The 11,572-nt window shown below is 53.0% G+C and carries 14 protein-coding genes and 1 tRNA gene; 10 read left to right on the top strand and 5 right to left on the bottom strand.

Annotated features, from left to right (window positions below; all coding sequences use genetic code 11):
* Window positions 1-79: 79 nt before the first annotated feature.
* Complete coding sequence (gene tatC / locus IXC47_RS12570; RefSeq protein ID WP_230089541.1) at window positions 80-826, top strand: twin-arginine translocase subunit TatC; 747 nt, start codon at window positions 80-82, stop codon at window positions 824-826.
* 41 nt (window positions 827-867) lie between these two features.
* Here the strand turns inward: tatC and IXC47_RS12575 are convergent, their stop codons facing one another.
* Window positions 868-1,530 (bottom strand): DUF2461 domain-containing protein, encoded by a 663-nt coding sequence (locus IXC47_RS12575; RefSeq protein WP_175624750.1) that lies wholly within the window; start codon window positions 1,528-1,530, stop codon window positions 868-870.
* Between the two features lie 17 nt (window positions 1,531-1,547).
* Entirely contained in the window at window positions 1,548-2,720 is a 1,173-nt protein-coding gene (locus tag IXC47_RS12580; protein WP_195875840.1) for a Do family serine endopeptidase, read from the bottom strand.
* A 14-nt stretch (window positions 2,721-2,734) separates the two neighbouring features.
* Here IXC47_RS12580 and IXC47_RS12585 point away from each other — a divergent pair, with 14 nt between their 5' ends.
* Window positions 2,735-3,502: a Nif3-like dinuclear metal center hexameric protein gene (locus IXC47_RS12585; RefSeq protein ID WP_175624752.1), complete on the top strand. Its 768-nt coding sequence runs from the start codon at window positions 2,735-2,737 to the stop codon at window positions 3,500-3,502.
* 151 nt (window positions 3,503-3,653) lie between these two features.
* A complete protein-coding gene (locus IXC47_RS12590) occupies window positions 3,654-4,361 on the top strand; it encodes a response regulator (RefSeq protein WP_175624753.1) in 708 nt (235 codons plus the stop codon).
* A gap of 62 nt (window positions 4,362-4,423) precedes the next feature.
* On the opposite strand, the gene mscL is transcribed toward IXC47_RS12590, so the two are convergent.
* The gene (gene mscL, locus IXC47_RS12595; protein WP_303049229.1) at window positions 4,424-4,843 is read right to left on the bottom strand and encodes a large conductance mechanosensitive channel protein MscL; all 420 of its coding nucleotides are present in this window, start codon (window positions 4,841-4,843) and stop codon (window positions 4,424-4,426) included.
* Between the two features lie 276 nt (window positions 4,844-5,119).
* Between mscL and petA the strand changes: the two genes are divergently transcribed.
* The 7 genes from petA (at window position 5,120) to IXC47_RS12630 (ending at window position 10,623) form a co-directional block, all read left to right on the top strand.
* A complete protein-coding gene (gene petA / locus IXC47_RS12600) occupies window positions 5,120-5,728 on the top strand; it encodes a ubiquinol-cytochrome c reductase iron-sulfur subunit (RefSeq protein WP_175624755.1) in 609 nt (202 codons plus the stop codon).
* Window positions 5,728-7,134, top strand: a complete 1,407-nt coding sequence (locus IXC47_RS12605; RefSeq protein WP_195875896.1) for a cytochrome b — start codon at window positions 5,728-5,730, stop codon at window positions 7,132-7,134. The genes petA and IXC47_RS12605 overlap by 1 nt, the downstream gene beginning before the upstream one ends.
* 19 nt (window positions 7,135-7,153) lie before the next feature.
* Window positions 7,154-7,918 (top strand): cytochrome c1, encoded by a 765-nt coding sequence (locus IXC47_RS12610; protein ID WP_195875841.1) that lies wholly within the window; start codon window positions 7,154-7,156, stop codon window positions 7,916-7,918.
* 82 nt (window positions 7,919-8,000) lie between these two features.
* Window positions 8,001-8,612: a glutathione S-transferase N-terminal domain-containing protein gene (locus IXC47_RS12615; protein WP_124574326.1), complete on the top strand. Its 612-nt coding sequence runs from the start codon at window positions 8,001-8,003 to the stop codon at window positions 8,610-8,612.
* A 114-nt stretch (window positions 8,613-8,726) separates the two neighbouring features.
* Window positions 8,727-9,242, top strand: a complete 516-nt coding sequence (locus IXC47_RS12620) for a ClpXP protease specificity-enhancing factor (protein WP_195875842.1) — start codon at window positions 8,727-8,729, stop codon at window positions 9,240-9,242.
* Window positions 9,243-9,269: 27 nt separating this feature from the next.
* Window positions 9,270-9,345 (top strand) — tRNA-Thr (locus IXC47_RS12625).
* Window positions 9,346-9,492: 147 nt separating this feature from the next.
* Complete coding sequence (locus IXC47_RS12630) at window positions 9,493-10,623, top strand: branched-chain amino acid ABC transporter substrate-binding protein (RefSeq protein ID WP_195875843.1); 1,131 nt, start codon at window positions 9,493-9,495, stop codon at window positions 10,621-10,623.
* A gap of 15 nt (window positions 10,624-10,638) precedes the next feature.
* Here IXC47_RS12630 and IXC47_RS12635 read toward each other — a convergent pair whose 3' ends face one another.
* Together IXC47_RS12635 and grxD are read right to left on the bottom strand one after the other, a co-directional pair.
* Window positions 10,639-11,244 carry a UbiX family flavin prenyltransferase gene (locus IXC47_RS12635; protein ID WP_195875844.1) on the bottom strand — a complete coding sequence of 202 codons (606 nt, stop codon included), beginning with the start codon at window positions 11,242-11,244 and terminating at the stop codon, window positions 10,639-10,641.
* A 1-nt stretch (window position 11,245) separates the two neighbouring features.
* Complete coding sequence (grxD, locus tag IXC47_RS12640) at window positions 11,246-11,560, bottom strand: Grx4 family monothiol glutaredoxin (protein ID WP_195875845.1); 315 nt, start codon at window positions 11,558-11,560, stop codon at window positions 11,246-11,248.
* Window positions 11,561-11,572: the final 12 nt, after the last annotated feature.

The following is an 11,572-nucleotide window of genomic DNA, read 5'->3' on the forward strand; positions in this document are numbered from 1 at the left end:
AGCACAGTGCAGTGTTTGAACTGCCTCCCCGGATACCTGAGATGAATACCGTCACGCCATAATGAATGAAGAAAAGAACATGACCGGTACCGAAGACTCATTCATTTCGCATCTGATCGAGCTGCGCAGCAGGCTGATGAAAGCCTCGCTGGTAGTCATCGTGATATTCCTGTGCCTGATGCCCTGGGCTGGCGACATCTATGACGTTCTGGCACGTCCCATGATGCTGGCGCTGCCGGAAGGCAGCAAGATGATCGCAACAGGTGTTATCACGCCGTTCCTGATTCCGGTCAAGGTGACCATGCTGGTGGCCTTCCTGCTGTCGCTGCCATGGGTACTGTACCAATTGTGGGCATTCATCGCGCCTGGCCTGTATACGCATGAAAAGAAGCTGATCGCACCGCTGGTTATCTCGTCGTCGGCGCTGTTCGTGGTCGGTGTGGCGTTTTGCTACTTCTTTGTATTCGGTGTGATCTTCCACTTCATCAATAACTTCGCGCCTAAATCGATTTCGGTCGCGCCGGATATTGATAGCTACTTCGGCTTTGTGATGACCATGTTCATCGCCTTTGGCCTGACCTTTGAAGTGCCGGTGATCGTGATTGTGCTGGTGCGTATGGGGCTGGTCTCGGTCGAGAAGCTGAAGCAAATCCGCCCTTATGTGATCGTCGGTGCCTTTGTGATCGCAGCGATTGTTACGCCGCCTGACGTCATGAGCCAGTTGCTGCTGGCAGTGCCGCTGTGTCTGCTGTACGAGGTGGGTTTGTTGCTGGCGCCGATGTTCGTCCGTATTACGCAGGCGCCGAAAGAATCCGAATCGATTTAAGAACTGACGCGCAGGCACTCAGCCTGCGCTTGCTGTGGTGCTTACGCCTGGCGTAGCCAGGTCACCAGCGGGTAAGCATCCTTGAAGTCGGACGCCAGCATTTTCCCAAGATCGGCCACTTTCCTGACGTCCAGCTCGTGCCAGACGATGAAGTTCTTCAGCTTGATGTATTCGAGGTGCGGAACATCCGCATCAAAGCCTTTCGGTGGTCGGCTCAGCTTTCCTTCCTCTTGTAACTCGCCGTAAGTCTCTTTCAACTTCTTGTTCTTCAACAGTTTGGTAAAGCCCGCAGCATCGTCTATCACGTGCTGGCGGATCGCGCGCAGGCGTTCCGGTGGCGGCATCCATTCACCGGCTGCTATCAGCAGGGTGCCGGTTTCGTTGATGTGGAAGTAGTAAGTCGGGCCGCCACCCTGATGCGGTCTTTTCAAGCCGCTGGCATTAATCGCAGCCGAGAAATGCGTTTTGTACGGAATCTTTTCTTTGGAAAAGCGCATATCGCGGTTAATGCGAAACAGTGCTTTCTTCGGATTGCAGCCAGCAACCGCAGGATCAAACTTGCCGAGATCTGCGATCAACTTTGTCACCAGTTCCAGGAATTCAGCGCGCAGGATGTCGTAGCGCGGTTTGTTCATGACGAACCATGCACGATTATTGTTCTCGGCCAGCTCGGCCAGGAATTGGGTGAGATCGCGTATATGCATGGTTGTCTTGCCTGTGCTTACTCGGAGCGTTGTGCTGCACGTGGACGCTTGCCGACTGTGATGTTCAGATTGGTTTCCTGGTTGCGGCGCAAGACCACTACCTTGGCCTTGGTGCCAGGTGACAGTTGTGCGATCTGGTTCAGCATGTCGGCCATATCAGTGATGTTTTTGCCTTCGACCGATACCAGGATATCGCCAGGTTGCATACCTGCCTTATCGGCCGGGCCGCCTTTCAATACGCCGGCGATGATGGCGCCTGTACTTTTCTTCAGGCCGAAGCTCTCAGCCAGTTCTGGCGTGATGTCTTGTGGTTCGACACCGATGTAACCACGTACCACGTGGCCGTTTTTGATAATGCCATCCATCACGGATTTGACGGTTGTCACCGGAATCGCGAAGCCGATACCGAGCGAGCCGCCGCTACGGGAATAGATTGCGGTATTGATACCCAGCAGGTTGCCGTTGGCATCGATCAAGGCGCCGCCGGAATTGCCCGGATTAATCGCGGCATCGGTCTGGATGAAGTTTTCGAATGCATCCAGGATGCCGAGGTGGTTACGTCCCAGTGCCGAGATAATGCCCATGGTGACGGTCTGGCCGACGCCGAAAGGATTGCCGATAGCCAGTACAACGTCGCCAACGCGTGCTTCTTCAACACGTCCCAGCGTGATCGCAGGCAGGTTGTCCAGATTGATTTTGATGACAGCCAGATCGGTTTCAGGATCGGAGCCGACTACCTTGGCAATGGCTTTGCGGCCATCTGTCAGCGCAACTTCGATCTCATCCGCTGCTTCCACTACATGGTTATTGGTGAGGATGTAACCTTCAGCGCTGACGATGACGCCGGAGCCGAGGCTGACTTGTTTTTCCTGTTGTTCATCGAAGCGATCGCCGAAAAACTTCCGGAAGAACGGATCATCCATGAAAGGATTTTGCGATGGCGTGGCGGTTTTGCTGGTGAAAATATTGACGACCGATGGCATCGCCAGCTTGGCTGCATCGCGGAATGAACCTTGTGTCGGTGCGGTATTCGGTGGCGCTTCCAGCATGGAAACCGAGGTTGAGCTGCGCACCTTTTGCGTGCCGCTCAGTACGCCGCTCGTCCATTCAGGCTTCAAGGTCGTTACAATGAATAAAATTGCCAAACCGACGGTTACGGTTTGCGCAAACAACAGCCAAAGACGTCGCATAAAAGGTAGGAAAAATGGGTCAGGGAACGATAGATAGGGATGAACTAGCCAAATATCTAGCGAGAACGCTTGATATTACCCGTTTTCGAGATTTTTGCCCAAACGGCTTGCAAGTCGAAGGGCGCAAGCAAATCAAAACACTGGTTACTGGCGTCACCGCCAGCATGGCCTTGTTGCAGGCAGCGGTAGAAAAAGGTGCAGATGCCATTCTCGTGCATCACGGTTATTTCTGGCGCGGCGAAGACATGCGCGTGATCGGGCAAAAGCATCAACGCCTGAAAACATTGCTGACGCATGATGTAAATTTATTTGCCTATCACCTGCCGCTGGATATGCATGCCGAGTTTGGTAATAACGCGCAACTGGCTGCCCGCCTCGGGCTGCAAGCCGAATCACGTTTTGCCGAAGATGACCTTGGATGGCTGGGCAAGAGCGCGAATCCTGCCGTGACTACAGTTGGTGAACTGGCGCTGGAAATAGAAAAACGTTTGCAGCGCAAGCCTTTGCTGATAGGCGATCCGGCGCAGAAGCTGGGCGCAATCGGCTGGTGTACCGGTGCCGCGCAGGGCTACCTCGGTGATGCGATCGCTGCCGGTGCGCAGGTTTATCTGAGTGGTGAAATTTCTGAACCCACCGTACATTTGGCGCGCGAAAGTGGCGTCGCTTATCTTGCCTGCGGGCATCATGCAACTGAACGCTATGGTGTGCAGGCTTTGGGTGCGCACATCGCAAATACGTTCGGCATAACGCACCATTTCGTCGATATAGATAATCCAGTCTGATGCATTTTCAGAACATGGTTACAGACATATATGCATGTCTTGCGTAATCATGCTGCATGGCAATTTGTGTCTATGGTATAACTACAAATATTGGCAAAAAATACAGGCGCGTTTTTGTTCGCGTGTCGGGCACGGAGAGGAGTACGGATCAATGCAGGAACCGGTAGCCGATGGGCCGATTACAGTCCTAGTTGTCGAGGATGACGCGCTTACGCGTCGTACCTTGGGTCTTGCAATCGAGAAGGAGCCGTCACTGAAATTGCTGGCTGCACTCAGTGATGTGAAATCCGCATTGGGCTGGCTGGAACAGCAGTCGGTAGAACTCTTGCTGGTCGATCTGGGTTTGCCGGATGGCTCCGGCATCGACATCATTCGTTATTGCGCGCACCGCCATCCTGCGTGCAACATCATGGTCATCACCACGTCCAGTGATCAGGATAATGTACTCGACAGCATAGAAGCGGGTGCCTCCGGTTATGTGTTGAAAGATGCAGATCGCCTTGATATCGTCAGTGCCTTGCTGGACCTGCATGCCGGCGGTTCCCCGATGAGTCCTTCGATAGCGCGCAAGGTGTTGGGGCGCATACGTGATGGCAAGCGATCGGTTGATGCGGCGGCGGCTGAAGATGCGGCCGAGCAAGTGGCGCTGACCAAACGCGAATCGACTATCCTGGATTTGATCGCGCGTGGTGACAGCTACGGTGAAGTGGCGCGACAACTCTCGTTGTCGGTCGGCACCATACAGACCCATATCAAAAACATCTACGATAAATTATCGGTGCACTCGCGTGGCGAAGCGGTGTACGAAGCGAATCGCCGTGGTTTATTGCAGATGGATCAATTGAAATCCAAACGTTGAAAATTTGCAGCGGGATTCGTTGCAACAAATAAAAAAGGCCGCTGAATCAGCGGCCTTTTTGTTTATTTTTTCAGTGAGTCGCGGATTTCACGCAACAGCACGATATCTTCCGGAGTGGCTGCTTCCGGTTCCGGCGCAGCTGGTTCGGTTCTTTTCAGTTTGTTCAACAAGCGCACCATTTGGAAAATGATGAAGGCCAATATGATGAAATTAAGCGCAATTGTGATGAAATTGCCGTAGGCGAGGACCGCGCCCAGTTTTTTTGCCTCGACCAGTGTCAGGTTGGGGTCCTGATTATTCAGCGCAATATAGTAATTGCTGAAGTCCAGACCGCCGAAAACCTTGCCGACGACCGGCATGATGACATCCTGTACCAGCGAATCGACGATCTTGCCGAAAGCCGCGCCAATAATGACGGCGACCGCTAAATCGACCACATTTCCCTTGACCGCAAATTCCTTAAATTCCTGCATCATGCCCATGGCAATCCTCCGTTTAACTTGTTTGTAAAAATGCAATGCGCCAACGTATCCTAGATTTAGGCGCAAAAAACGTCAAATTAAATTTCCTCAAATTTTGTCAATTTCGATGGATAATGCGTCCCAAATAAAATAATTACATGTTGCCGTATTGCTCAAAAGTTCCGCAAAATTATCTTGAAGCATGCTATTTGCTTTAAAACAAACGTTGGCTCCGTTATAATCTAAGGTTGCTAGAAGTTTCGTACAGATTTCGCATTTTGACTGATTGGGGTTGGTATGAGTAACGAAAAGCAGGTCGATTCCGGTCGGCGAGGCTTGCTCGTCGCCACATGTGCGGCGGGTGGCGTAGCTGGCTTAGCCACAACTGGAGTATTAGTCTCTACGTTTCAGCCATCGGAGCGCGCAAAAGCCGCTGGTGCGCCTGTCGAAGTCGATATTTCTAGCCTCGTTCCGGGCGAGATGAAAACCGTCGAATGGCGCGGCAATCCAGTCTGGATTTTGAAGCGCACACCAGAGCAGGTCGCTGCTCTGGGCAAGTCAGATAATGAACTTGCCGATCCTTCGTCTTCCCGTACGCAATTCTCTACGACCCCGGAATACGCCATGAATGAATGGCGCTCCCGTCAAAAAGACCTGTTGGTCGTAGTTGGTATCTGTCCTCACCTGGGTTGCTCCCCGACTGCCAAATTCCAGACCGGTGCCCAGCCATCGTTGCCTGACGACTGGCACGGCGGCTTCCTGTGTCCATGCCATGGCTCGACCTTCGATCTGGCCGGTCGTGTTTATAAAAATAAACCATCGCCAGACAACCTGCAGGTTCCGCCATATATGTTCGAAGGCGACACCAAACTGGTCATCGGTAAAGATGAGAAAGGCGAGGCGTAATCATGGCATTCCACGAAAAGCAGCTTCCTGCCGATGCACCTATCGCTGACAAGGCACTGAACTGGGTAGATGCCCGTTTTCCGCTGTCATCGACCTGGAAAGCCCATCTCTCCGAATATTACGCTCCTAAGAATTTCAATTTCCTCTACGTTTTTGGCTCGCTCGCACTGCTGGTGCTGGTGATCCAGATCGTGACCGGTATTTTCCTCGTCATGCATTACAAACCGGACGCAAACCTGGCGTTTGCTTCGGTGGAGTACATCATGCGCGATGTGCCTTGGGGCTGGCTGGTGCGCTACATGCACTCGACCGGCGCTTCGGCATTCTTCGTCGTGGTTTACATCCACATGCTGCGTGGCCTGTTGTACGGTTCGTATCGCAAACCGCGTGAACTGGTCTGGTTGTTCGGCGTCGCGATTTTCCTGTGCCTGATGGCGGAAGCCTTCTTTGGCTACCTGCTGCCATGGGGCCAAATGTCGTACTGGGGCGCGCAAGTTATCGTCAACCTGTTCGGCGCGATTCCTTTCATCGGCCCTGACCTGTCGCTGTGGATCCGTGGCGATTACGTGGTTTCCGACGCTACGCTGAACCGCTTCTTTGCATTCCACGTGATTGCGATCCCGCTGGTCCTGATCGGTCTGGTGGTAGCGCACATCGTTGCCTTGCACGAAGTAGGTTCGAGCAATCCGGACGGCGTTGAGATCAAGGAAAAAGTAGATGAAAAAGGTGTGCCACTCGACGGCATTCCTTTCCATCCTTACTACTCGGTACACGATATTTTCATCGTGACCATCTTCCTGTTCGTGTTCACCGCTGTGGTGTTCTTCGCGCCGGAAATGGGTGGCTACTTCCTCGAGTACAACAACTTTATTCCAGCTGATCCGCTGAAAACGCCACCGCACATTGCGCCGGTCTGGTACTTCACGCCGTTCTATTCGATCCTGCGTGCAACCACTTCCGACTTCATGATCTGGCTGGCAGCAGGTGTCGCGGCTTATGTCGCGCTGATCATCCTGAAGACCCGTCTGGCCAGCAAGTTCAAGATCGCTGCTGCAGTGGTGGGTCTGGTCGCTATCGCAGGCATGTTCATCTTTGATGCGAAGTTCTGGGGTGTGGTGCTGATGGGTGTGTCCGTCATGATCATGTTTGGCCTGCCATGGCTGGACGTGTCGCCGGTCAAATCGATCCGTTATCGTCCTGACTGGCACAAATACGTGTACATCCTGTTTTGCATTGTTTTTGTCGTTCTCGGTTATCTGGGTGTGCAGCCGCCGACCGCAATCGGTACTGCAATCGCACAGGTAGGTACCTTCATCTACTTCGGCTTCTTCCTCCTGATGCCTTGGTGGAGTGCTATGGGTACCTTCAAGCCTGTACCGGATCGTGTTGTTTTCCATCCGCACTAAGCCAAGGGATAACAGAATCATGACATTGCTGAAAAAACTGATTGCGTCTCTGGTGCTCTTGCCAGGCTTGGTGCTGGCTTCGGAAAGCGACTTTAAGCTGGATCCTGCACCGGACCGTACCAAGGATCTGGCAGCACTGCAGAACGGTGCACGTTTGTTCGTGAACTACTGCCTGAGCTGCCACGCTGCTTCATCGCTGCGCTATAACAAGTTGCAAGACCTCGGCCTGACCGAAGAGCAGATCAAGAACAACCTGCTGTTCACATCGGACAAGGTCGGCGGCATGATGACCATCGCGATGGCACCGAAAGATGCGAAAAACTGGTTCGGTGCAGTTCCGCCAGACTTGTCCGTCATCGCCCGTGCCAAAGCATCCGGTGCAGGCAGTGGTCCCGACTGGTTGTATACTTACCTGCGTTCGTACTATAAAGACGACACCCGGGCGACTGGCTGGAACAATATGGTCTTCCCTAACGTCGGCATGCCGCATGTGTTGTGGGAACTGCAAGGTATCCGCGACGCCAAGTTTGTCGAAGAGAAAGATCCGCATGACGCTAGCAAGGTCGTGCACAAGTTTGCTGGCTTTGAACAAGTTACTCCTGGTCTCATGACCCCGCTGGAGTACGACAAAGCTGTTGCCGATTTGGTGTCATTCATGACCTGGATGGCCGAACCGGCGCAAAATACCCGTAAACGCCTGGGCGTTTGGGTATTGCTGTTCCTGGGTGTATTCATCGTAATCACCTGGCGCTTGAATGCTTCCTATTGGAAAGATATCAAGTAATTTTCTTGCCCGCAGTTTGCGGGGTTTGTTTTAGGGTGAGCCGTAAAACGTCTCACCCTTTTGTTTCTAAGGAACTATAAAAATGATGGTTCTCTATTCGGGTACAACCTGCCCATTCTCTCAACGTTGCCGTCTGGTTCTGTTTGAAAAAGGCATGGACTTTGAAGTCCGCGATGTAGATTTGTTTAACAAGCCGGAAGATATTTCGACCATGAATCCGTACGGCCAGGTACCTATCCTGGTTGAGCGTGACCTCATTTTGTATGAGTCAAACATCATCAACGAATACATCGACGAACGCTTCCCGCATCCGCAACTGATGCCGGCAGATCCGTTGATGCGCGCACGTGCGCGTCTGATGCTCTTCAATTTTGAAAAAGAATTGTTCATCCACGTACACACGCTGGAAAACGACAAGGGTCGCAGCGGTGAAAAGGTCCAGGAAAAAGCACGGAATGAAATCCGTGACCGCCTGACCACGCTGGCTCCATTGTTCCTGAAGAACAAATACATGCTGGGCGATGAATTCTCGATGCTGGACGTAGCAATTGCTCCGTTGTTGTGGCGTCTGGATCATTACGGCATCGAGTTGTCGAAAACCGCTGCACCGCTGATGAAATACGCTGAACGCATCTTCTCGCGTCCGGCTTATATCGAAGCATTGACGCCTTCTGAAAAGGTCATGCGCCGTTAAAAAACTGCGCTGCGGGGCTCCGGTCGTGTCGTTGATTGAAACCTTATGTTTCAATCAACGACAGCGCCGGGGTTTCGTGGCACACTTTTTAGCCGTGTAGAGCTGATCGCCATCATGTCTGAAACTTCAACCAAACCTTATTTGCTGCGCGCCATTTACGAATGGTGTACTGATAACGGCTATACCCCTTACATGGCTGCTGTCGTAGACGGTGCCACACGGGTCCCGATGGAATTCGTCAAGAACGGTGAGATCGTTCTGAACATCAGCTTCAGCGCCACCAGTGGCCTGAAGATGGAAAATGATTTGATCCGCTTCAGCGCCCGTTTCGGCGGTGTCTCCCGCGATATCACGGTTCCTGTTGATAATGTGGTGGCCATCTATGCGCGTGAGAACGGGCAGGGCATGGCGTTTGAAGCCACCAACAAGGCCGGTGCAGAAGAAGCTGAGGAAGAAGTCGAAGATACAACTGCGGAAGATACAGCGCCAGCCCATACTGCGCCTGCCTTAACCTCGGTTCCGACGGCACCGCACAAGCACGAAGACCATGATGCAAGTGGTGATGGTAACGACGATGTACCGGATCCACCGAAAAAAGGTGGAAGACCTACCCTCACACGCATCAAATAGAGTATAATACTGCTCTGCAAAAGTTTAGCCGACTTAGCTCATTTGGTAGAGCAGTTGATTTGTAATCATCAGGTGGCCAGTTCGAAACCGGCAGTCGGCACCAAATAAAAACCCCTTATAGCCTCGCTATGAGGGGTTTTTTCTTGTTTGTTCGCTTTTCATTCATGCCCGGTAGTTTTGCATGGTTCAGTCCCGGCCCTATCTGCGGCTAGAATGGGGGCTATTCATTTCATCCTTTTCTTCAGTGCCCATGAAATCAAGTTCATTCCTCATTGCTCCCTTGTTGTTCTCCGCTGCTACGCTGGTTCAGGCACAAGAAGTGCAAACCGTCAAAATCGGTCTGGCCGCACCGCTGACCGGGCCGCAAGCGTTTTACGGCAAGGACAGCCAGAATGGCGCGCGCCTGGCCGTCGATGAATTGAATGAAAAGAAAATCGTGGTCGGAGGTAAGCAACTGCGTTTTGAATTGCTGTCAGAAGATGATGCTGCCGATCCCAAGCAGGGCGCAGCAGTTGCGCAGCGCTTTTGTGATTTGCATGTGAACGCAGTGATAGGCCATACCAATTCCGGTACCGCGATTCCGGCCGCACGCATTTATCATCAATGCGGCTTGCCCAATCTGTCGCCATCGGCCACCAGCCCCGAGTTGACCAAGTCCGCTTACAACACCACTTTCCGCATGCTGGCGAATGACAGCACATTGGCACAGGCTCTCGCTGCTTACACGGTGAATGTGCTGAAGTTGAAGACGATAGCTGTGGTGGATGATCGCAGTGCGTATGGTCAGGGTCTGGCCGATGCGTTCCGGACTGCTTTGCGCAACACGCCGGTGACTGTCGTTACCCAGCAATACACAAACGACAAGGCGGTCGATTTCAGCGCGATCCTGACTGCCATCAAAGGGCGCAATCCGGATGGCGTTTTCTTCGGGGGCATGGACCCGCAAGGTAGCGCGATGTTGCGACAAATGGAGCAGTTGGGTCTGACGCGGCAGAAGTTCATCGGCGGTGACGGCATCTGTACGCAGGGCATGGAGCAGCGTACCGAAGGCATGAAGGTGCAAGATAACCTGGTGTGCGCGCATAGCGGCATTGCACTCGATCGTAATGCCGCCAGCCGCGCCTGGAAGAAGCGCTACGACGATAAATTCCCGGGCCAGTTCCAGATGCATGGTCCGTACTCGTATGACGCGGTACTGGCCGTCGCCAAAGCGATGCAGGCTGCCAATAGCGTAGAGCCGCAAAAGTATCTGCCTGCGATGGCCAAGGTGCATTTTGCGGGGGTGATGTCGAACGTGCAGTTCGACCAGCGTGGCGAGATCAAGAATCCGACGATTTCTATCTACACTTACCAGGATGGCAAGCGACGCCTGGCGAACTAAGCTGGTAGAGCGACCTTAGTCTTTCAAACCATTCCAGCGTGGCGTCAGGCTGTGCTGGATATCAAACAAATCCAGTACGCGACCTGTGGTGTGGTCGACCATCTCTGCGATCGAAGCAGGGCGGTGATAAAAGCCGGGTAATGGCGGGAAGATGATGCCGCCCATTTCGGTGACAGCTGTCATATTGCGCAGATGCGCGAGATTGAACGGCGTTTCACGCACCATCAGCACCAGGCGGCGACGTTCCTTCAGCACTACATCAGCAGCGCGTGAAATCAGGTTGTCGGAAAAGCCGTGTGCCACGGCCGCCAGCGTTTTCATCGAGCACGGCGCAATGATCATGCCGTCGGATTGAAATGAACCGCTTGCGATCGCCGCGCCCACATCGCGCACGTTATGCACGACGTCAGCCAGCGCTTCGACATCCTTGCGCTTCATATCAAGTTCTTGGTGGAGATTCAGCACACCTGCTTCGGATATCAGCAAGTGTGTCTCCACACTTGCGATATCGCGTAGTACTTGTAGCAGGCGTATGCCGTAGATGACGCCGGTGGCACCGGTGATGGCGATAATTAATCGCTTCCGATGCTGCGTCTGAGCAGCGTCAGCAGACGCTGTCACATCAGGCTTTCAGCAATGCTTGCAGTTCGCCGGATTCAAACATCTCATTCATGATGTCGGAGCCGCCGATGAATTCGCCTTTGACGTACAGCTGCGGTACGGTAGGCCAATTCGAGAAGTCCTTGATGCCCTGGCGTACTTCAGCATCATCCAGCACGTTGACCGTGACCAGATCCTGCACGCCACTTTCTTTCAGCAATTGAATTGCCTTGCCGGAAAAGCCGCACTGTGGAAATTGTGCTGTGCCTTTCATGAATAAAACGACTGGATTTTGGGTTACGGTTTCCTTGATCCAGGATTGTACGTCGTCGCTCATTGCCGCCTCACT

The organism is Herminiimonas contaminans, from assembly GCF_015645465.1.
GTDB classification, from domain to species: domain Bacteria; phylum Pseudomonadota; class Gammaproteobacteria; order Burkholderiales; family Burkholderiaceae_D; genus Oxalicibacterium; species Oxalicibacterium contaminans.

Excerpts from the sequence above, each read along its gene's own strand:
- tatC (WP_230089541.1), top strand. The coding sequence starts at position 80 with ATGACCGGTACCGAAGACTCATTCATTTCGCATCTGATCGAGCTGCGC.
- IXC47_RS12575 (WP_175624750.1), bottom strand. The coding sequence starts at position 1,530 with ATGCATATACGCGATCTCACCCAATTCCTGGCCGAGCTGGCCGAGAAC.
- IXC47_RS12580 (WP_195875840.1), bottom strand. The coding sequence starts at position 2,720 with ATGCGACGTCTTTGGCTGTTGTTTGCGCAAACCGTAACCGTCGGTTTG.
- IXC47_RS12585 (WP_175624752.1), top strand. The coding sequence starts at position 2,735 with ATGGGTCAGGGAACGATAGATAGGGATGAACTAGCCAAATATCTAGCG.
- IXC47_RS12590 (WP_175624753.1), top strand. The coding sequence starts at position 3,654 with ATGCAGGAACCGGTAGCCGATGGGCCGATTACAGTCCTAGTTGTCGAG.
- mscL (WP_303049229.1), bottom strand. The coding sequence starts at position 4,843 with ATGGGCATGATGCAGGAATTTAAGGAATTTGCGGTCAAGGGAAATGTG.
- petA (WP_175624755.1), top strand. The coding sequence starts at position 5,120 with ATGAGTAACGAAAAGCAGGTCGATTCCGGTCGGCGAGGCTTGCTCGTC.
- IXC47_RS12610 (WP_195875841.1), top strand. The coding sequence starts at position 7,154 with ATGACATTGCTGAAAAAACTGATTGCGTCTCTGGTGCTCTTGCCAGGC.
- IXC47_RS12615 (WP_124574326.1), top strand. The coding sequence starts at position 8,001 with ATGATGGTTCTCTATTCGGGTACAACCTGCCCATTCTCTCAACGTTGC.
- IXC47_RS12620 (WP_195875842.1), top strand. The coding sequence starts at position 8,727 with ATGTCTGAAACTTCAACCAAACCTTATTTGCTGCGCGCCATTTACGAA.
- IXC47_RS12630 (WP_195875843.1), top strand. The coding sequence starts at position 9,493 with ATGAAATCAAGTTCATTCCTCATTGCTCCCTTGTTGTTCTCCGCTGCT.
- grxD (WP_195875845.1), bottom strand. The coding sequence starts at position 11,560 with ATGAGCGACGACGTACAATCCTGGATCAAGGAAACCGTAACCCAAAAT.